At 52.8% G+C, this 19,370-nt stretch carries 18 protein-coding genes; 6 read left to right on the plus strand and 12 right to left on the minus strand.

Annotated features, from left to right (window positions below; all coding sequences use genetic code 11):
• Window positions 1-99: 99 nt before the first annotated feature.
• A complete protein-coding gene (gene cutC / locus EAE_RS23100) occupies window positions 100-840 on the minus strand; it encodes a copper homeostasis protein CutC (protein ID WP_015365979.1) in 741 nt (246 codons plus the stop codon).
• A 79-nt stretch (window positions 841-919) separates the two neighbouring features.
• Window positions 920-1,489, minus strand: coding sequence for a VOC family protein (locus tag EAE_RS23105; protein ID WP_015365978.1), 570 nt, complete (start codon window positions 1,487-1,489; stop codon window positions 920-922).
• 229 nt (window positions 1,490-1,718) lie between these two features.
• Here EAE_RS23105 and argS point away from each other — a divergent pair, with 229 nt between their 5' ends.
• Entirely contained in the window at window positions 1,719-3,452 is a 1,734-nt protein-coding gene (gene argS / locus EAE_RS23110) for an arginine--tRNA ligase (protein ID WP_015705961.1), read from the plus strand.
• Window positions 3,453-3,532: 80 nt separating this feature from the next.
• Here argS and bglB read toward each other — a convergent pair whose 3' ends face one another.
• Together bglB and EAE_RS23120 are read right to left on the minus strand one after the other, a co-directional pair.
• The gene (bglB, locus tag EAE_RS23115; protein ID WP_015705962.1) at window positions 3,533-4,672 is read right to left on the minus strand and encodes a beta-galactosidase BglB; all 1,140 of its coding nucleotides are present in this window, start codon (window positions 4,670-4,672) and stop codon (window positions 3,533-3,535) included.
• A gap of 4 nt (window positions 4,673-4,676) precedes the next feature.
• Window positions 4,677-6,260 carry an MFS transporter gene (locus EAE_RS23120; protein ID WP_015705963.1) on the minus strand — a complete coding sequence of 528 codons (1,584 nt, stop codon included), beginning with the start codon at window positions 6,258-6,260 and terminating at the stop codon, window positions 4,677-4,679.
• Window positions 6,261-6,617: 357 nt separating this feature from the next.
• Here EAE_RS23120 and uspC point away from each other — a divergent pair, with 357 nt between their 5' ends.
• Complete coding sequence (gene uspC / locus EAE_RS23125) at window positions 6,618-7,040, plus strand: universal stress protein UspC (protein ID WP_015705964.1); 423 nt, start codon at window positions 6,618-6,620, stop codon at window positions 7,038-7,040.
• A gap of 28 nt (window positions 7,041-7,068) precedes the next feature.
• Here uspC and otsA read toward each other — a convergent pair whose 3' ends face one another.
• The 5 genes from otsA to EAE_RS23150 form a co-directional block, all read right to left on the minus strand.
• Complete coding sequence (gene otsA, locus EAE_RS23130; protein ID WP_015705965.1) at window positions 7,069-8,484, minus strand: alpha,alpha-trehalose-phosphate synthase; 1,416 nt, start codon at window positions 8,482-8,484, stop codon at window positions 7,069-7,071.
• Window positions 8,459-9,262 (minus strand): trehalose-phosphatase, encoded by an 804-nt coding sequence (otsB, locus tag EAE_RS23135; protein WP_015365971.1) that lies wholly within the window; start codon window positions 9,260-9,262, stop codon window positions 8,459-8,461. The genes otsA and otsB overlap by 26 nt, the downstream gene beginning before the upstream one ends.
• A gap of 162 nt (window positions 9,263-9,424) precedes the next feature.
• Entirely contained in the window at window positions 9,425-10,405 is a 981-nt protein-coding gene (gene araH / locus EAE_RS23140) for an L-arabinose ABC transporter permease AraH (RefSeq protein ID WP_015365969.1), read from the minus strand.
• Window positions 10,406-10,419: 14 nt separating this feature from the next.
• On the minus strand, window positions 10,420-11,934 hold the full coding sequence (gene araG, locus EAE_RS23145) for an L-arabinose ABC transporter ATP-binding protein AraG (protein WP_015705966.1): 1,515 nt from the start codon (window positions 11,932-11,934) through the stop codon (window positions 10,420-10,422).
• A gap of 61 nt (window positions 11,935-11,995) precedes the next feature.
• Window positions 11,996-12,976, minus strand: a complete 981-nt coding sequence (locus tag EAE_RS23150) for an arabinose ABC transporter substrate-binding protein (RefSeq protein WP_015705967.1) — start codon at window positions 12,974-12,976, stop codon at window positions 11,996-11,998.
• Between the two features lie 779 nt (window positions 12,977-13,755).
• Here EAE_RS23150 and EAE_RS23155 point away from each other — a divergent pair.
• A complete protein-coding gene (locus tag EAE_RS23155) occupies window positions 13,756-14,259 on the plus strand; it encodes a non-heme ferritin-like protein (RefSeq protein ID WP_015705968.1) in 504 nt (167 codons plus the stop codon).
• Window positions 14,260-14,316: 57 nt separating this feature from the next.
• Here the strand turns inward: EAE_RS23155 and EAE_RS23160 are convergent, their stop codons facing one another.
• Window positions 14,317-14,568 (minus strand): DUF2766 family protein, encoded by a 252-nt coding sequence (locus EAE_RS23160; protein WP_015365964.1) that lies wholly within the window; start codon window positions 14,566-14,568, stop codon window positions 14,317-14,319.
• A 127-nt stretch (window positions 14,569-14,695) separates the two neighbouring features.
• Between EAE_RS23160 and EAE_RS23165 the strand changes: the two genes are divergently transcribed.
• Window positions 14,696-16,120 carry an MFS transporter gene (locus EAE_RS23165; protein WP_015705969.1) on the plus strand — a complete coding sequence of 475 codons (1,425 nt, stop codon included), beginning with the start codon at window positions 14,696-14,698 and terminating at the stop codon, window positions 16,118-16,120.
• A gap of 44 nt (window positions 16,121-16,164) precedes the next feature.
• Here the strand turns inward: EAE_RS23165 and EAE_RS23170 are convergent, their stop codons facing one another.
• Window positions 16,165-16,803, minus strand: coding sequence for an RpiB/LacA/LacB family sugar-phosphate isomerase (locus EAE_RS23170; RefSeq protein ID WP_015705970.1), 639 nt, complete (start codon window positions 16,801-16,803; stop codon window positions 16,165-16,167).
• Window positions 16,804-17,187: 384 nt separating this feature from the next.
• On the opposite strand from EAE_RS23170, the gene ftnA reads away from it, so the two are divergent.
• Window positions 17,188-17,685: a non-heme ferritin gene (gene ftnA / locus EAE_RS23175; protein ID WP_015365960.1), complete on the plus strand. Its 498-nt coding sequence runs from the start codon at window positions 17,188-17,190 to the stop codon at window positions 17,683-17,685.
• 35 nt (window positions 17,686-17,720) lie between these two features.
• On the opposite strand, the gene EAE_RS23180 is transcribed toward ftnA, so the two are convergent.
• Window positions 17,721-17,960: a YecH family metal-binding protein gene (locus EAE_RS23180; protein ID WP_015705971.1), complete on the minus strand. Its 240-nt coding sequence runs from the start codon at window positions 17,958-17,960 to the stop codon at window positions 17,721-17,723.
• A gap of 192 nt (window positions 17,961-18,152) precedes the next feature.
• Here EAE_RS23180 and tyrP point away from each other — a divergent pair, with 192 nt between their 5' ends.
• Window positions 18,153-19,364: a tyrosine transporter TyrP gene (tyrP, locus tag EAE_RS23185; protein WP_015705972.1), complete on the plus strand. Its 1,212-nt coding sequence runs from the start codon at window positions 18,153-18,155 to the stop codon at window positions 19,362-19,364.
• Window positions 19,365-19,370: the final 6 nt, after the last annotated feature.

The following is a 19,370-nucleotide window of genomic DNA, read 5'->3' on the forward strand; positions in this document are numbered from 1 at the left end:
GGATAAAAAAAGGCCCCTGTTGAAATTGCAGGGGCCTGGTACGGGCAATCATCATATTGGGCGACATGATGTGCAGCAAAAAACGGTTAGCTTCGCGGGCTAATCCCGCGCGGCAGAAATAATTTGTTTCATTTCCGCCACCGCCTCGCCGTTAACGGCATAGCGGCAATATTCATCGGCATCTGCGTCGGTGGACATCGATAACCCCGGATTACGAAAGCGCATCGGCGATGGCAACCACTGCCCCGCTGAGCTATGCACCTCTTTGAGGCCTGCCTGCAGAAACTTTTGCAGATTGGCAGCCCGCACTCCCGCTCCGGCCATAATGATTGGAGTATCGCCCAGCGCAATTAGTTCCATAATTTTTGCAAGACCTTGCTCCGCCGTTGGCCGTTGTCCAGAAGTGAGGATACGCGCAACCCCCAGTTCAGCAAGCGAATGCCATGCCTGACGCGGGTCGGCGCACATATCAAAGGCCCGGTGGAAGGTCACCGCCAGCGGCCCCGCCGCCGCCATAATTTTTTGCATGCGGGGGATATCCACCTGGCCGTCAGCATCGAGTACGCCGATCACCAGACCAGCAAAACCCAGATCTCTGACCGTCGCTACATCATCCAGCATGGCGGCAAACTCGCCGTCGGTGTAACAAAAATCGCCGCCGCGCGGACGGATAATCGGATGAACCGGAATCGAGATATTGTTTCGCACCGAACGCAGCACGCCCAACGACGGCGTTAACCCGCCCTCCTGCGGCGCGGCGCAAAGTTCAATGCGATCGGCGCCGCAACGCTGCGCCTCCAGCGCGCATTCCATGCTATAGCAGCAAACTTCCAGTAACATCGATTCCTTCTCCATTTTCATCACGGGCAACACAGCATGTCACGATTTTTCCCCGCAGACGCCGCGCGGCTTCACACTGTTAAGTATCGGATCGCTCGCTGGCGACGATTTGCTCGATCGACCAGGGGTGGAATTTAATGGTCACTTTGCCGTCCGTGACCGCCAGCGTCGGGTTCGGCAAACGTTCACGCTCCCCTTTCGGCGAACTGGTTTTCACGAAAATCCCCGGCTGGCTGAGTCCATCATCGGAAAGCAAGGCCAGGGCGCGAGCGTTGAGGGTTTCCGGGTCACCCGGCAGAACGATTTCGATATGTTCCCAGCCTTCGTGCGGGTAACGTTTTTCACCCGGCCAGGGCAACTCCACAACCGTAAAGCGCCAGTGGGCGACACAGATAGGTTCGGCAAGCTTAAATAAGCAAATGGGGCGGCCATTAATGATATTTTCCGATAGTAACGTGCCGCAACGCTCCAGCCCCTGCCGCCAGCGCTCCGCCGTCGTATTTTGATGACAACGCAGCGAAATATGGTCGGCGTCCAGCGGCGCAAGCTCCAATCCCAACCGTTCGGCCAGCGCTTGCAGCGCATCGCTAAAACGCGGTAAATCCGCCGAAATATCATTCAGTTCATCAATTTGCTGCCAGTTCGCCATCTTGCGCCTCGGTGATCGCTAAAAAGGCTAATTTATCCTGTTTCGCCGCCCCGACCAACCGCCAATCCGCGCGCCGAAACAACGAATGGTTATTGATTAAGCGTGCTGCCCGGCAACTTGCGTGTGGTGCTGACGACGGGGCGCAAATGCAGTATACTCCCGCCTTAATTTGTCCATGTTCCGGCGCCGCCCCACAGGGGTTCTCGCGCCTTAAAAGTAAGGTATTCCGGTGAATATTCAGGCTCTTCTCTCAGAAAAAGTCAGCCAGGCCCTGATCGCGGCAGGCGCGCCTGCCGATTGCGAACCTCAGGTCCGCCAGTCAGCAAAAGTTCAGTTCGGCGACTATCAGGCCAATGGCGTGATGGCGGTGGCCAAAAAACTGGGCATGGCGCCGCGACAACTTGCAGAGCAGGTACTGTCTCATCTCGAGCTGAACGGCATTGCCAATAAAGTCGAAATCGCCGGACCGGGCTTTATCAATATTTTCCTCGATCCAGCCTTCCTGGCGGACAACGTCAATCTCGCGCTGCAGTCCGAGCGCCTGGGCGTGGCGAAACCACAGCCGCAGACCATCGTTGTTGACTACTCCGCGCCGAACGTGGCGAAAGAGATGCACGTCGGCCATCTGCGTTCAACCATCATCGGCGATGCCTCGGTACGTACTCTGGAATTCCTCGGCCATCGCGTTATCCGCGCCAACCACGTCGGTGACTGGGGTACCCAGTTCGGGATGCTGATCGCTTATCTGGAAAAGCAGCAGCAGGAAAACGCCGGCGAAATGGCGCTGGCCGACCTCGAAGGTTTCTACCGCGAAGCGAAAAAACACTATGACGAAGACGAAGCGTTCGCCGAGCGCGCGCGTAGCTACGTGGTTAAGCTGCAGGGTGGCGACGAGTACTTCCTGCAGATGTGGCGCAAACTGGTCGACATCACCATGTCGCAAAACCAGATCACCTACGATCGCCTGAATGTCACCCTGACCCGCGATGATGTGATGGGTGAAAGCCTGTACAACCCGATGCTGCCGGGGATCGTTGCCGATCTTAAAGCAAAAGGCATGGCCGTCGAGAGCGAAGGCGCGACCGTGGTCTTCCTTGATGAATACAAAAACAAAGAAGGCGAACCGATGGGCGTCATCATCCAGAAAAAGGATGGCGGCTACCTCTACACGACTACCGATATCGCCTGCGCAAAATACCGTTATGAAACGCTGCATGCCGACCGCGTGCTCTACTACATCGACTCTCGTCAGCATCAGCATCTGATGCAGGCGTGGACTATCGTCCGTAAAGCCGGCTATGTACCGGAATCCGTACCGCTGGAACATCACATGTTCGGCATGATGCTCGGTAAAGACGGTAAACCGTTCAAAACACGCGCCGGCGGTACCGTCAAACTGGCCGATCTGCTGGACGAAGCGCTGGAGCGCGCACGCCGCCTGGTGGCTGAGAAGAACCCGGATATGCCGGCCGATGAGCTGGAAAAACTGGCCAATGCGGTGGGTATCGGCGCGGTGAAATATGCCGATCTGTCGAAAAACCGCACTACCGATTACATTTTCGACTGGGACAACATGCTGGCGTTCGAAGGTAATACCGCGCCTTACATGCAGTATGCCTATACCCGTGTGCTGTCGGTGTTCCGTAAAGCCGGTATCGACGAAAGCGCGCTGGCTGCCGCGCCGGTAGTTATTAGTGAAGATCGCGAAGCGCAGTTGGCTGCCCGCCTGCTGCAGTTCGAAGAAACGCTGGCCGTCGTCGCCCGTGAAGGTACTCCGCACGTAATGTGCGCCTACCTGTACGATCTGGCCGGTCTGTTCTCTGGTTTCTACGAACACTGCCCGATCCTCAGCGCCGAAAGCGAAGAGGCCCGTAATAGCCGCCTGAAACTGGCGTTGCTGACGGCGAAGACGCTGAAGTTGGGCCTCGATACTCTGGGCATTGAGACCGTAGAGCGGATGTAAAAAACAAACCCGGTGAAAGCCGGGTTTGTTTTATTAGTCGCCCCGGTACGCGCAACGCGGCCGGGGAATCTATGCCGCTATCAGAAATATTTGCGCAGATACTCCGTCAGACAAAGAATCGCCATCGCCTGGCCGTACGGCATCGAGGTGAGCGGAATTTGCCGGTAAAAATCGAGATCGGAGCCCATCCCAGTACCAAACGAGGTTTGCAGCAGTTCCCCCTCTGGTGAAATATTTCGCACAATCCCGCGTATCGCCTTTTCGGCAACCTCGGTGTACTCCGCCCCGACATAACGCTTACGTATCGCTTTCAGGATGCCGTAAGCGAAGCCCGCCGTCGCCGACGCTTCAAGATAGGAATGCGGATCGTCGAGCAGGGTATGCCAGAGCCCACTCTCATCCTGACATTTCGCTAACGCGGCAATTTGCGCATTCAGTACCTGTAGCAGATAGCGGCGCACCGCACTCCCCTCTGGCAAATCCACCAGCTCAAGGAAGTCCGGGATCACGATGGTGAGCCAGCTGTTACCTCGCGCCCAGCGCGCACGCGCAAAGTTGTGTCGGCCGTCATAACTCCAGCCGTGGAACCACAGACCTGTCTCTTTGTCCATCAGGTTCTGTACATGCAGCAAGAACTGATAGGTTGCTTCTTCAATGTAGTGCGGACGGTTTAGTAATTTACCGATTTTGGCTAGCGGCAGCACCGTCATCATCAGCGTGTCATCCCACATCTGCTGATGGTTCTCTTCCGCCAGGGTAATGTGCTGCATGCCCCCCTGCTCGGTGCGCGGCATCTCATGCATCGCCCACTCAGCCCAGCTATCGAGCCACGGTAGATACTCCTGGCGCCCGGTCTCTTCATAGCGGTAAGCCAGCGTCAGAAACGGCGCCATGGTATTGACGTTTTTGGTGGTTGCACCTTCGGCGAAGCGATCGGCGAACCAGCCGTCAATGATATCGCGCATCGCGGTATCGCCGGTTTGTTGATAATACTGGTAGATGCCGTACAGCCCAACGCCGTGGGTCCACTCCCAACCGGCCCAACCTTTAGTATCGATGACTCGCCCATCGTCCAGCCGAAGTAAAAACTGCCCGTTGTCATCCTTAATATTCACCAGGTTTTGCGTCACATTACGGATCAATGCCTGCAGCTCGCTGCGAGCGATAAAGCGCTCAGGCTGACGCAGTAATGGGCTATGTTTGACCGGCCAAACTTTCATGTTCTTAACCTCTGGTATATGTCGAATTCAAAGTGCCGCCCTGATTCAGCGCCGGGGCGGCAGGTTTATTGCGATTCAGGTAGCCAATGTTGTTATTACCCCACAGGCAGTCGTAAGGCATCCCCGCCAGCAGCTCAACCACCGCGCGGTTTTCGGCAGTCGCCCGCTCGGGCTGTGCGTAACCGATATCACGCATCACCATCGTCTCGGCGCGGAGCACGCTGTGCGTATGCAGATTGAGTTTAAAGCGCAGGGAGACCAGGAAGCCGCAGGCCAGCACCACCAACGTACCGACGCTAAGGATCAACAGAATGGTATGACTGACGCCTGCCGGCTGAATTTTTTGCCCGGAAACAAAGCCCGATAATTGCATGATGATACCAACCAGCATCACCGCCCCCGCCTGCGATGCTTTGCGGGTCAGCGTCATAATACCGGCGAAAATGCCCTCCCGACGCTGGCCGGTAATGACTTCGTCGACGTCGGCAATATAGGTGTAAGTATTCCACGGCACGTAGTTAATGCCGCCGCGTCCCAGACCCGCGATAGCGGAAATGAGCAGTAATAATGAATAGACGTCGCTTAGCCCCGCGTAATAGAGCACCGCATAAGAGAGAGAGCTCAAACCAAACAGCACCACTACCATGCGATATGAAGGCGCCGGGCCAAAGCGAATGCAGAGCGGGATCATGGCGATAACCGCGATGAACTGGAAGATAGCCATCGTGCCGAGTAAGTTAGAGGCGACAGAAGCGTCCTGCATCAGCACAAAGACCACGTAATAGGTAAACACGGCGTTGAACACGTCCTGAGCGATATAACCGCCCAGATACATACCAAGATGCTGACGGAAGATTTTAATTCGCAGCGTAGAGCTGAGCTCAATAAACAGGCGATTAAGACTCTGCGCGAGCGTTAAGTTGCGCTTTTCTTCTTCCGCGCGTAACGCTGCTTCAGACCACGCTTCCCGCGGACGTTCCCAGGTGAAAAACCAGACGAAGGTCAGCATAAGCGCGCACAGGACCGAAAAGACCAGGCTCGCGTAAAAAAATGAGCTGGCGTTATCTTTACCCAGTTGGGTGAGCAGGATCCCCGGTAAAAACGAGGCTAATATCGCCGACATTTGCGCCATGGAAATACGCGCGCCGGAAAATTTGGTCTTCTGTTTGAAATCATCGGTCATCTCCGGTACCAGCGTCTCGTAGGGCACCAGAATCATGGTATAGACAATATCAAACAGCAGATAAGTTGCGAGGTAGTACCAGAACCCCATATCGCCTACCCACATCATTGAGTAGCTAAAAACGCAGGGAATACCGAGCAAAATAAAAAATTTGCGTCTGCCGAACCGCTTACCCAGCCAGGTAGAGCCAAAGTTATCGGTTAAGAAGCCCATCAGCGGGCTGACGACTGCGTCGAGCACGCGCGCGGTGGCGAAAATGAGCGTCGCCTCAATGGGCGATAGCCCGCAGAAGGTGGTGTAAAAATAGAGTAGCCATGCTGCGGTCAGCGCGGTGGTTCCCGCGCCGAGAAAATCGCCGGAACCATAGGCGAGATAATTAGCCAAACCGATTTTTCGTGTTTTCATCGCCGTAAATCCTGTCTCTTTTTATTAGATAACTTCGGCCTTACCACGGGCTATACCGAAGTTTTGCGGATACATGGCTACAGTAAGATCATGAAAACCGGCTTACCTTTGCGTTTTTGCCAGTACCAATCATTCAGTGGCAAAAAAACAAAGGGGCGGGCAACATGCGTCACCGATTTATAAAACAGCGTTTCTTTTAAAGCAAAAGAGAGAATCATTTTTGCGAGTCGGCTGCCAGAATCTGATACCACACGGTCGGAGAAAGGCGTTTTTAACCGCGCGAATAACCCTTGTGGAAAAATGGAATTAGGAGTAAAGAAGGAAGAAAGGTCCCGTTGCGTATCTCAAGGAGGCTAGATGCCCTACTCTCATCTGTTAGTCGCCGTCGCCCCAACGCCGGAAAGCCGCATGTTGGTCAATAAAGCGGTGTCTATCGCACGTCCGTCCAATGCGCAGGTCAGCCTGATTACGCTGGCGACAGATCCGGAAATGTATAATCAGTTCGCCGCGCCGATGATGGAAAATTTGCGAGAGATAATGCAGGAGGAGACCCGTAGTTTTCTTAATGAACTCGCCGCCCAGGCGGACTACCCTATCAGCAAAATGACCATCGCCAGCGGCGAACTTTGCCACCACGTGAAGGATTTTTGCCTTCAGCATCACGTCGACCTGGTCATCTGCGGCAACCATAACCAGAGCCTGTTTTCCCGCGCTACCTGTTCAGCGAAGAATATCGTCGGCAGCAGCGGCGTCGATGTTCTGTTGGTATCCCTGGAATAAGCTGATGCCGAAGCATCAGCCGTTTTGACTACGCGGAGGGAGTAACTACGGTTGGCTGCTGGCAGCTATCTTCAGGCGACTTTACCCGCTTTAGATCGGCAACGAACTGTGCCTGCCAGTTATCAATATCATTACTCTCGATCGCCTTGAGCATTTTGCCATGGCGAATAATTCGCTCGGCAAGCGGCATCGTTAGCGCGCGATCCAGCGCCGCCGCCACTTCATCGCGATCGTAGGGGTTGACGATGAGCGCGGAAGTCAGTTCATTCGCCGCGCCAGCGAACTGCGATAGCACCAACACCCCAGGGTTCTCAGGGTCCTGCGCGGCGACAAACTCCTTGGCCACGAGGTTCATGCCATCGCGCAGCGGTGTGACCAGGCCCACGTCGGAATAACGAAATACCTTCATGAGCAGTTTGCGATCGAAGTGCTGATTCAGATAATACAGCGGCGTCCACCCCAATTGACCATAGTGGCCGTTGATGCGTCCCGCGGCGGTTTCCAGTTGGTGGCGGATATCCTGATAAGCCTGTACATCCCCCCGCGAAGTGGGCGCTATCTGGGTATAGCGAATTTTCCCACGATGCTGGGGGTAGTTTTCCAGCAGCGCTTCGTAAGCCTGAAAACGCTCCGGCAGCCCCTTGGAGTAATCCAGGCGCTCAACGGAAAAAATATTCTTCACCCCTTTCAGTTCAGCTTTCAACTGAGCCAGCTTCGGCGGCAGCGGCCCACTGGCGCTGCGCGCGACTTCCTGAGGTTCGATGCTAATCGGGTAGACGGCAGTACGGAACGTCTTGCCCCAGGCGCGATATTGTTGGTGGCCCACTTCACTTAATGTGGTTTGCTGGGCAACGCAGTCAACAAACGCCTGCCGGTCGTTTTCGGTTTGAAAGCCCAAAAGGTCATAATCACACAGCTGCTCAAGTAGTTCGGCATGCGGGGGCAACGCATTGAATATTTCAGGTGTTGGAAACGGAATATGTAAGAAGAAACCAATGCGGTTCTTCACACCGTTTTTGCGTAATTCGCTGGCAAATGGCAACAGATGATAATCATGAACCCATACCATATCGTCATCGGCTAGCAGCGGCAGCAGCTTTTGCGCCACGGCGGCATTAACCCGCAGATACCCCTCCCACGCCGGACGCTGAAAATTGACTAAGTCGAGACGATAGTGAAATGCGGGCCATAGCACCGCATTGGAAAACTGATTGTAGTAGAGCTCGTGATCTTCTTCGCTAAGGTTGAATGAGGCCCACGAAATATCCCCTTTACTCACCTTCTTCAACGGCTGGCTATCATCACCGATTTCCCCACTCCAACCAAACCACGTGCCGCCGCTCGCTTTCAGCGCACCTAAAATACCCACCGCCAGGCCGCCTGCGCTGGCCTTTTTATCATTTGGCGTTGCAATACGGTTAGATACTACGACTAAACGACTCATGGTCATCCCTCCCGTTAGTGAATACATCCAGGCTTTGCATATTGCCGACAACATGGCGTAACCACTGATGTACGGCGGCAACATTCGCCAGCCGCCAGCGCGCCTGTGTGTCGCCTTGTCCAACTTTAATCGATACTCCGCCTAATTGATTAACCATAGTAAAACCCGCCTCATCAGTCAGGTCATCGCCGATAAATACCGGCTTTCGTCCCGCAAAAGGCGCTTCCCGCATAAACGCGGCGATTGCTTCACCTTTGTTAATGCCACGTGGCTTGATCTCAACGACACACTTCCCTTGCTGAATGGCCAGAATCGGATAACGCTGCACGATATCCTGCGCCAGCGCCAGGATGGCGCTCTGGTGCTGTGGCGCCTGACGGTAATGCAGCGCAAAAGCGATGCCTTTATCCTCCAGTTCACTGCCAGGCAGCGCCTGTAGCGCCGAAGTTAATGCTTCGCCGACCTCACGGCTCAACGCCGGCGGCAGTGATACATCGTGTCTTTTTCCATTGATATCGCGGCGTTCAGCCCCGTGGACGCCGGCAAGCGGCAGTCTCCAGTGACGGGTTAGTTCATCAAGCTCTGTTAGTGAGCGCCCTGAAATCAATGCCACAGCATCATGTTGTCGCTGTGCCAGTAATCGCAACATCTGAAGGACGTCTTCGGGGATAACAACCTGATCGGGATGAGGTTTGATATCGGCAAGCGTGCCGTCAAGATCCAGAAAAAATGCGTGGTTTCCGGTTAGCTCAGGCGGTACAGATATCTGGTCAGCCACCCTGTATTCCTCCTTATCATGGCCAGCATTACGCTGGTTGTTAACTAATTGTTAGCCATGTAAGTATAGACAGTGTGACCAGCCTCGCCATTTTTGATAGTCACCGCCAGCGCAGCGGGCGCCGGCGGCACATTATGATGTAGACTTAAAAGTTGCGCGCAATTAAACCGCACGTTTCGCTTTTTGCTTGTATCGGTCGAAGATAACCGCTGCCAGCAATATCACCCCGCGGACTACATATTGTGAGAATGGCGAAATATTCAGCAGGTTCATCGCATTCTCCACGGTACCCAGGATTAGGATCCCGGCCACCACATAAGAGATCTTACCGATCCCGCCTTTTAGCGATACGCCGCCCAGGACACATGCCGAGATCACAATCAGTTCATAACCAATTGAGGTCATAGGCTGGCCACTGGTCATGCGCGAAGCCAGGATAATCCCCGCCGCCGCCGATACCAGACCTGAAAGAACAAAGATGATGATCTTGGTACGAACAACCGGCACCCCTGCAAGTCGCGCCGCCTCCTCATTGCCCCCTATGGCCAGCGTATTGCGACCAAAGGTGGTTTTATTCAGCAGCAGTCCAAAGACGATCAGGCAGGCAACCGTCAGCCAGATTGGCGCCGGCAGCCCCAACCAGTTGGCATAACCCAGAGTGAAGAAACGTTCATCCTCAATGCCAACCGCTTTACCATCGGAAATAATATAGGCCAGCCCACGGACGATTTGCATGGTAGCCAGAGTTGTGATCAGCGCGTTGATCTTCAAACGCGCAATAACAAAACCATTTACCAACCCGCTGACAGCACCCAGCAAAAGCCCGGCGGCAATGCCAATCCATAAGCTTTCGGTAAGGTTAATCACTACCGCCGTCGTCACACCAGCGCAGGCAATGACCGAAGCGACTGACAAATCAAAATCCCCGGAGGCCAGGCAGAACAACATGCCGCAGGCCACCATTCCCGACATGGAAATCGCCAGCCCCAGCCCTTTCATATTGACGAAAGAGGCAAAGTTGGGAACAAAGATCACACAGCCGATGAACAACACTGCGAAGACCACCAGCATACCAAACTGATCCCAGATTCGACCGAAGCTGAAGGAGGATCGTGCGGCGCTCGGCGTAGTTACAGATGACATCATTCACTCCTTACTCAGGCTACGGCCTGGCTGACTTTAGGCATCGCAAGGCTCAGCGCCTGCTGTTCATTCGCATCTTCATGCAGCAATTCACCGGCCACTTCACCTTCGCGCATCACCACGATGCGGTCGGCGACGCCGAGCACCTCTGGCAGGTCGCTGGAGGCAAAAACAACCGCCACGCCAGAAGCGGCCAGCGCATAGATAACGTTGTAGATTTCATGCTTTGCGCCGACATCAATGCCGCGGGTCGGTTCATCAAGCAGAATCACCCTCATCTCTTCCGACAACCAGCGGCCCAGAATGGCTTTTTGCTGATTACCACCGGAGAGATTCATAATTAACTGCTCAGCTCCCGGGGTTTTGATATTGAGCGATTTGATATGTTGTTCGGCATTACTCGCTTCCCAGGCATTGTTAATCAGGCAGCCGGCATGAATATGCTTACGCCGCGCGCTGATATTGATGTTGTCACGCACCGAATGTACCGGAATGATGCCCTCGGCTTTACGATCCTCCGGACACAGCATCATGCCCGCCTGAATCGCCTGCGCCGGTTTGCGAATACTTATCGCCTGACCATCAATATAGACCTGACCGCTGGTAATTCTGCTGCCGCCAAACAGCCCCTTCATTAGTTCGCTGCGCCCGGCGCCGACCAGACCAAACAGGCCGACAATTTCACCGCTGCGTACCGATAAACTGATTGGCATTCTGACACCTGGCGCTTTAACCTGATCCAGTCGCAGCCGCTCGCTGCCATATTCACGCGCTTTCCAGCCATAGATATCGCCAAGATTACGCCCCACCATCGCCTGCACGAGGGCATGGTGATCCACCAGCCGCATGTCGTCAAAGGTCCGCACGTAGCGGCCATCTTTAAACACGGTAATGGCATCGCTGAGGGCGAAAATTTCCTCCATACGGTGCGAGACGTAAATAATCACTCGCCCTTCTTCACGCAGCTCGCGAATCACGCGAAAAAGGTTGTCGATTTCGCGCGCAGAGAGTGAGCTGGTTGGTTCATCAAACGCAATAATCTTCGCGTTACGCGCCAGCGCCTTGGCGATCTCCACCATCTGCCACTGGCCGATCGACAAATACTTCAGCGGCGTTTCCGGGTCGATATCCAGTCCCAGATGTTCCAGCTGCAGCCGCGCTTCATAATTCAATAAAGACCGATTCACAATGCCGCCTTTATGCGGCAACTGACCAAGATAGATATTCTCGGCAACGGTCATTTCCGGGATCAGATGAAGTTCCTGATAAATAATCGCTACGCCAGCATTTAGCGCAGCGGTAGTATTCGTAAATGCCATTTGCTGACCATCAATTTGCAGATGCCCGGCAGTTGGAATGTAGTTACCGCTGAGAATTTTTAAGAGGGTGGACTTCCCGGCGCCGTTTTCACCCATCAATGCGTGGATCTGCCCGCGATAGCAGTCAAAGCTGATGTCAGACAGTGCTTTAACGCCCGGGAACGTCATGGTGATACCGCGAAATGAGAGATAAGGGATAGATTGTTGCATAACGACTCCGCTCTTCTACGCATAACCTCCCGCCAGAGCGGGAGGCAGAATGAACCCGGCCTTACAGCCCTTTCTTCGCCAACTCTTGTTTAAAGTTGTCGCGGGTAATCAGCACCACGTCAGTCACAGCGGTAAATTTCGGCGGCTCGGTGCCTTTGGTCACCCAGTTGTAGAGCATCTCACTGGTTTTATAGCCATGGATATCCGGGCTTGGCAGCAGAGATCCATAGAACCCCGTCGGCTGGGCTTTCGAAAGCTCGTTCACCGCGTCGACACCGTTAATACCGATGCCGATAACATCCGGCGCTTTAAAGCCCTGGCCTTCAGTCGCACGTACGCCGCCCAGCACGGTGTTATCGTTCATACCCACGATTAACCAATGCTTAACCTGTGGATGCTGCACCAACATGGAGTTACCGGCATCGAACGCTCCTGGAATGTCGTTAGATTTGGTCGGTACACGATAGATCTGTTTTTCCGGGAAACCCGCCGCTTTCAGCGCGTCGATCGAACCGGTAGTACGGCGACGGGCGGTATCCAGTTCATCGGCGGTAATCGCCATTACGCCGGTATCTTTCACGTCCCAGCCGCGTTTTTGCATCTCTTTATACAATTCCTGCCCCTGACGAGCGCCGATTTCGCTGGCGGCCATCATGACCAGCGGCACGCTCTCCATCGGCTTACCTTTGGCATTAACAAACTGATCGTCAACGGTGATAACTTTCATGTCATAGCCGCGAGCCTTCGCAACAATCGCCGACCCCAGTTTTGGGTCCGGCGTGCAGATGACAAATCCCTTCGCGCCGCTGGCGGCGAGACTGTCGATCGCATTAAGCGTCTTTTCACCATCTGGCACCGCGATTTTAATCACCTCAAAGCCCAAATCCTTGCCGGCTTTATCAGCAAATTTCCACTCGGTCTGGAACCAGGGCTCCTCCGGTTGCTTCACCAGGAAACCGAGCTTGAGGTTTTCAGCCATAGCTGATTGTGACATAACCGCCGCGAGGCCAATGGCCGCCAGCGCTTTAGTAAATTTGTGCATGGTAAACTCCAGCTTTAATTCGCTTTTCGGTAGGGGAAAATCGGACTTAAATTTTTTATCGGTCTTAAAACAAGGCATTAGAAAAATCGCAATCAACATTGCCGTTGTTAAAATAGTTTTAACTGGAAATTATTTATCCATACGAGAGCGTCATCACACCGCAGAATTACAGTAGTTGCGTACATAAATTCAGCAAAAAATGACATAAAAAAAACGCTAATTGTCAGACAATTAGCGTTATGCGTGGCACAATAATCCATATCACCAGCAGACTTATCCTTGTAGGTTCGCTAACGCCATCCCGGGCTACTCTGTCCTGCTATTTTTCGCCAGCTTATATGTTATTCTTCCACTTCTAACAAAAGATGATCTATCACAAGTTCATTATCCTCTCGCTATTTTCGAATAATGAATAAGCTATGATCGATATATGAATTTACCGTTAAATCAACTTCATTAATACAAATTTACTAGCCCTACGAACCCTTAAATATAACCATTTAAATTCAATGTATTACGATTTAAAACCACAAAAAAAGACAATTAAAACAAGCAGTAAAACTGATGTTGTAACAAATCGTAAATAACGCATGTTGAGAGTTTTCTTATTCGGCACATAAGGGTATTCTTGATGTATCGGCAGATATAAATAAATAGTCACGTGCAAATGGAATGCACCGTGTTTATTTCCTGCCTATTGCGTTGCGCTTGCAAAACTCGCCTGTGCGAGGCGATGGTAGCGCGTCATACTTCCCTTGCGGATAAATAAGGATATTGTTATGGCAGTTCCAGGAATGGTTCAGAAATTAAATACCCAGATTAATCTTGAGTTTCACGCATCAAATGTTTATCTACATTTAGGCGAATGGTGCGCGCAGCAGCGCCTCAACGGCACAGCAACCTTCTTGCGCACCCGTGCGCAATCCAGCGTGACGTTAATGATGCAGGTTTTTGACTATATGAAAAAGGCCGGCGCCTGGCCAATTGTCAAAGCCGACGAAAGCTATCCACCACAATGCACAACGCTTGAAGAAGTGTTTGCCAAAACTCTCGAAGAGTATCAGCAACGTAGCAGCATGCTATCCGACCTGGCGCAGGAAGCAAAAGCGCAGCGCGATGACACGACGTGGCGTTTTTTGACCCTGCTGGAGAGAGAGCAGCAGCAAGATGGGCTGTTACTGCAAACCGTTCTTGAAGAAATACGTACTGCTGATAAAGCCGGGCTCGGTATGGAGCAGACAGACCGTCGACTACTCAATCTCATCTCGCCACAACAGCACTAATTGAATTTGGCCGTTCCTGACTGGAACGGCCAGGCAATCAACTTCTCAGAGATAAATCTAGTGCGCTTCACCCTGCGGGGTAAATTTCAGTTCAATCAGTGCAATTGCTTTTTGTACTGCGCGCAGCGTCACCGGATCCGCCGAAGCAGGGTTACTCGCAAAATCAATCGCTTTTAACTGCGTCGCCATTTTTTCGCGCACTTCGACCGGGGCGATAACGTCAATCACATCAAGGATCTGTTTGATGACCAGCTGGCATGCGACGACATCGGAAACCAACTCATCTTGTTCAGTGAAAGGTTGAGACATTTTTTACTCCTATTTTCAGGAGCGTAATAGTAACCTAAATCGCACCAGATAAAAAAACATGTGCGGGAGCGGCGAAAAGAAAACGTACCGCAAAGATACTTATTCATTTTGCTATGGCAACGACGCAATGGGTACAACAACAATTACGCCAAAAACAGGCGCTTTTTCCGCCCCGGCATTATTGGTGGCTGGCGCTTTCTTTATGGAATTTCTCGATGGCACGGTCATCGCTACCGCCCTGCCTGATATGGCGAAGGATTTTGGCGTAGCGGCGGTCGCGCTCAATATTGGCATCAGCGCCTACCTGATCACCCTCGCGGTACTGATCCCCGCCAGCGGCTGGATCGCCGACCGCTTCGGCGCGCGGAAAGTGTTTACTCTGGCCCTCGCCATTTTTACCCTCGCCTCCGTTTTCTGCGGTTTATCGCGCAACATCGAAAGCTTTGTGACAATGCGCATTCTACAGGGCGTCGGCGGCGCGCTGATGGTCCCCGTCGGGCGCCTGGCGGTATTGCGCACCACTCCCAAAGATCAGCTCATCAAGGCAATAGCCACGCTGACCTGGCCGGCGTTGGTCGCACCGATAATCGGCCCGCCGCTCGGGGGCTTTATTACCAGTTACGCCAGCTGGCACTGGATCTTTTTTATTAACGTGCCGCTCGGACTACTGGCGATGGCGCTCTCGCTACGCATCATTCCCAATATCCGTGAAGAAGAACGCCGCCCCTTCGATCTACCCGGTTTTCTGACGACGTCACTGGCGATGATAAGCCTGGTGGCAGCGATGGAACGACTCGGCGACCGACAGCCACAGAGCTGGCAAACACTGGCGCTCATGGCGACAGGTATCGGCTGTATGTTTTTCTCTCTACGCCATTTCCGCCGCGCCGCCTGGCCAATGGTACGGTTGGACGCTTTGCAGGTTCCTACATTCCGGGTAACCATGTACGGCGGTTCACTGTTTCGCGCGTCGATAAGCGCCGTCCCATTCCTGCTTCCATTGCTATTCCAGGTGGGTTTCGGCATGGATCCTTTTCATTCTGGACTGCTGGTGCTGGCCGTTTTTGTCGGCAATCTCACTATCAAGCCTGCAACCACGCCGCTCATCCGCTGGTTGGGGTTTCGCCGCTTATTGCTGATTAACGGTGCGCTGAATGTCGCCTCGCTACTTGCCTGCGCGCTGTTAACGCCGCAAACGCCGGTATGGCTGATAATGTTGATCCTCTATCTTGGCGGGGTGTTCCGTTCCATCCAATTTACCGGCGTCAGTACGCTCGCTTTTGCCGACGTTCCTTCCGCGCAGATGAGTTATGCCAATACGCTGTTCAGCACCGCTTCACAGCTGGCGGTTGGGCTCGGTATCACTCTCGGCGCCATCGGCATCCGCATCGGTGAACAGTTGAGCGAGTGGTTGAATCTGACGACTCTACCGGGAATTAGCTTCCGCTTGGCGTTTGTCTTTATTGCGCTGATTTGTTTGGTAGGGATGATTGATACGCTACATCTTACGCGAGATGCCGGCAGCACGGTATCCAGTAAAACACGACCATAACAAACAGGCCCGCGTAGTGATGCAGGCCTGTTTGAAAAGCCCTATTAGCCTATAATCTGGCGTACGAAAGCTTCGATTTCTTTATCCTGGCAGTTTTCGAAGAAGCATTGCTGGAACCGCGGCCCGGAAACGGCGGTTTTTACCAGTTCCGGATCGATAGCTCGTAAGGTATCAAGATAATTTTCTTTCACCACCGCCGCTTTCACTTTATTCAGGATCCCGGCATTGCGGACCTGCGGCTCTTTACGTTCCGGCGGATACCCCTCCCCATTACGGCCGGTGAACGCCTTCTCAAAAATAAAGCGCACGTTCAATTCCGCCCCCCAGCCAAAGCCTTTAGCAAAAGGCAGAGACAACGCGTTACCGTTGTTGATTTGGGCAAACAGGAAGGCATCCGCAGGGTCAATACAATAACCACAGACCACTCCCGGATGGATATTCAATGACATCAGCGCCCCCTGGCCAGTGCCGCAACCGGTCACCACGAAATCGACCGCTTTAGAATTCAGCAGGATGCTGGCCATGATTCCCAGATGGATATAGGTGAGATGATGATCGTGCTCATCGCTCATTCCTACGTTGTAAACCGGGAAGCCTTTTTCATCGGCAACGGCGTTTAACTCGTTGAGGATGATGGCATTTTTGCTGGCCTGGCTGTTTTCCATCATCAGTGCGATTTTCATGCTTCACTCTCCTGAATGCTCTGCGGGCACGGCCCGATAGTTCGTTAGCGTTAACAGGACTCTACTACTTCATAAATGCGTTTTCAAACTTTATGAAAAGCTGTTTTACAAAAATCTTAGCGCGTCACATTTTGAGCCTCCCTCAGCCCAGTTTTCCCCTTTCAGGTTCAGAACATTAAATATTCGTCGTTTCGCTTCACGCGATAATTTACGAAATAAATATCAAATTAAAACCATTCTCATTTATTATTATATTGCCAATGCGTTTTATTCCCATTTGCATTTTTAATAATTAATTTTTTAATTTACTTTTTGCAAATAAATTACTAACAAATTATAGTGACGGCACATTATGATTTAATCTTTATTTCCGGAGTGGACGCCATGCTGAAAGCAGAAATGATCGAAAAACTTAATGAGCAAATGAATCTTGAGCTTTATTCTTCTTTGCTTTATCAGCAGATGAGCGCATGGTGCAGCTACCATAGCTTTGAAGGTGCAGCCGCCTTTCTCCGCCGCCACGCGCAGGAAGAAATGACGCACATGCAGCGCCTGTTCGACTATTTGACCGATACCGGCAGCCTGCCGCGTATTAACGCCATTAGCTCGCCGTTTGCCGAATATGCTTCACTTGATGAACTGTTCCGCCAGACCTATGAACATGAACAGTTAATTACGCAAAAAATCAATGAACTGGCGCATGCCGCGATGACCAATCAGGATTACCCGACCTTTAATTTCCTGCAATGGTACGTAGCAGAACAGCATGAAGAAGAGAAATTATTCAAATCTGTTATTGATAAACTGACCCTTGCCGGTAAAAGCGGTGAAGGCCTTTACTTTATCGATAAAGAACTGGCAACCCTCGACACGCAAAACTAATTCCCACAGCGGCGGCCGCCCTGGCCGCCGCGCGCTCAATGACGGCAAATTTTACTCTCGCTGGTATTGAAACCCTCTTCCACTGCAATGAATTTACCTTTCTGCTGCAAAAACGCCACCAGCTGCGCCGCGTCCAGATCCTGCGCCGAACAGGTGTGAAAGCGAGCATCTTCGCCAAATTGCCTCTTAATGGCCGCTTCGAGACTGGCAACGCTGTACGACTCGCCCGATGCGATCATCATCTGTAATACTTCATGACCGTGAATAGATGACATAACTCCTCCTGTAAAGCAGGCAGCATATATCAGCATGCGCCTGGCGGCTTTGCGCCAACGCAGTCTTTTCTGCCCTCCAGAGACGTAAAGATATAATTACACCACTTGTAACCATCATTTGACGAAATCACTCATTTCACATACTCTGCGCGACATAATTATTCGTTCCTTCCTTCATAGATAGAGAAAAGCGTGAAGAACCGCACTCTGGGTAGTATTTTAATCGTTGCCGGCACCACCATTGGCGCCGGTATGTTGGCGATGCCGCTCGCTTCGGCGGGAGTCGGTTTTGGCGTCACCCTGGTATTACTGATCTCGCTGTGGGCGCTGATGTGCTATACCGCCCTGCTTCTGCTGGAAGTTTATCAACATGTCCCTGCGGATATGGGATTAGGCTCACTGGCGGCGCGCTATCTCGGCCGCTACGGCCAATGGATTACCGGTTTCTGTATGCTATTTCTGATGTATGCGCTTACGGCGGCCTACATCAGCGGTGCTGGGGAGCTGCTTGCCTCCAGCCTTAATCAGTGGCTGAACTGGAGCCTGCCGCCTTCTGCCGGCGTATTGCTCTTTACCGGCATTGGCGGCGCGGTGGTGTGCATAGGGACTTCTCTGGTCGATCTGTTTAACCGCTTTTTATTCAGCGCCAAAATTATCTTCCTCGCGGTGATGCTGGTGCTGCTGCTGCCGCATATTCACCAGATAAATCTCCTGACTCTGCCGCTACAGCAGGGCCTGGCGCTGTCCGCTATTCCGGTGATTTTCACCTCGTTTGGTTTTCACGGTAGTATTCCCAGCATCGTTAGCTATCTGAATGGCGATATTCGTAAGCTGCGCCGCGTCTTTATCATCGGTAGCTTTATTCCGCTGGTCGCCTATATTTTCTGGCAACTCGCCACGCTTGGCAGCATCGACTCTCCGGCCTTTACCGCCGTGCTAGCGCAGAATTCCGGCCTGAACGGCCTGCTGGCAGCAATCCGCGACGTTGTCGCCTCGCCGCATGTAGAGGTGGCGGTACATCTGTTCGCCGACTTCGCTCTGGCGACGTCTTTTCTCGGCGTCGCATTAGGTTTGTTTGATTACCTGGCAGATTTGTTTCAGCGTAAAAACACCCCTGCCGGACGTATACAGAGCGGCGTCATCACTTTCCTGCCGCCGCTGGCCTTCGCCCTGTTTTATCCGCGAGGTTTCGTGATGGCGCTGGGCTACGCTGGCGTGGCGCTCGCCGTACTGGCGCTGATGTTGCCATCATTATTAGTAATGAAAAGCCGAAAACTGCACCCACAGGCAACCTGGCGTGTTCCGGGCAGCTCGATTGCGCTCTGGCTGGTATTGGGCTGTGGAGTGGCGATAGTGGCCATTCAATTCTGCATTGTGGCGGGATTATTACCCGCTGTGGGATAAAAAAAG

The sequence above is a fragment of the Klebsiella aerogenes KCTC 2190 genome, assembly GCF_000215745.1.
Classification (GTDB): domain Bacteria; phylum Pseudomonadota; class Gammaproteobacteria; order Enterobacterales; family Enterobacteriaceae; genus Klebsiella; species Klebsiella aerogenes.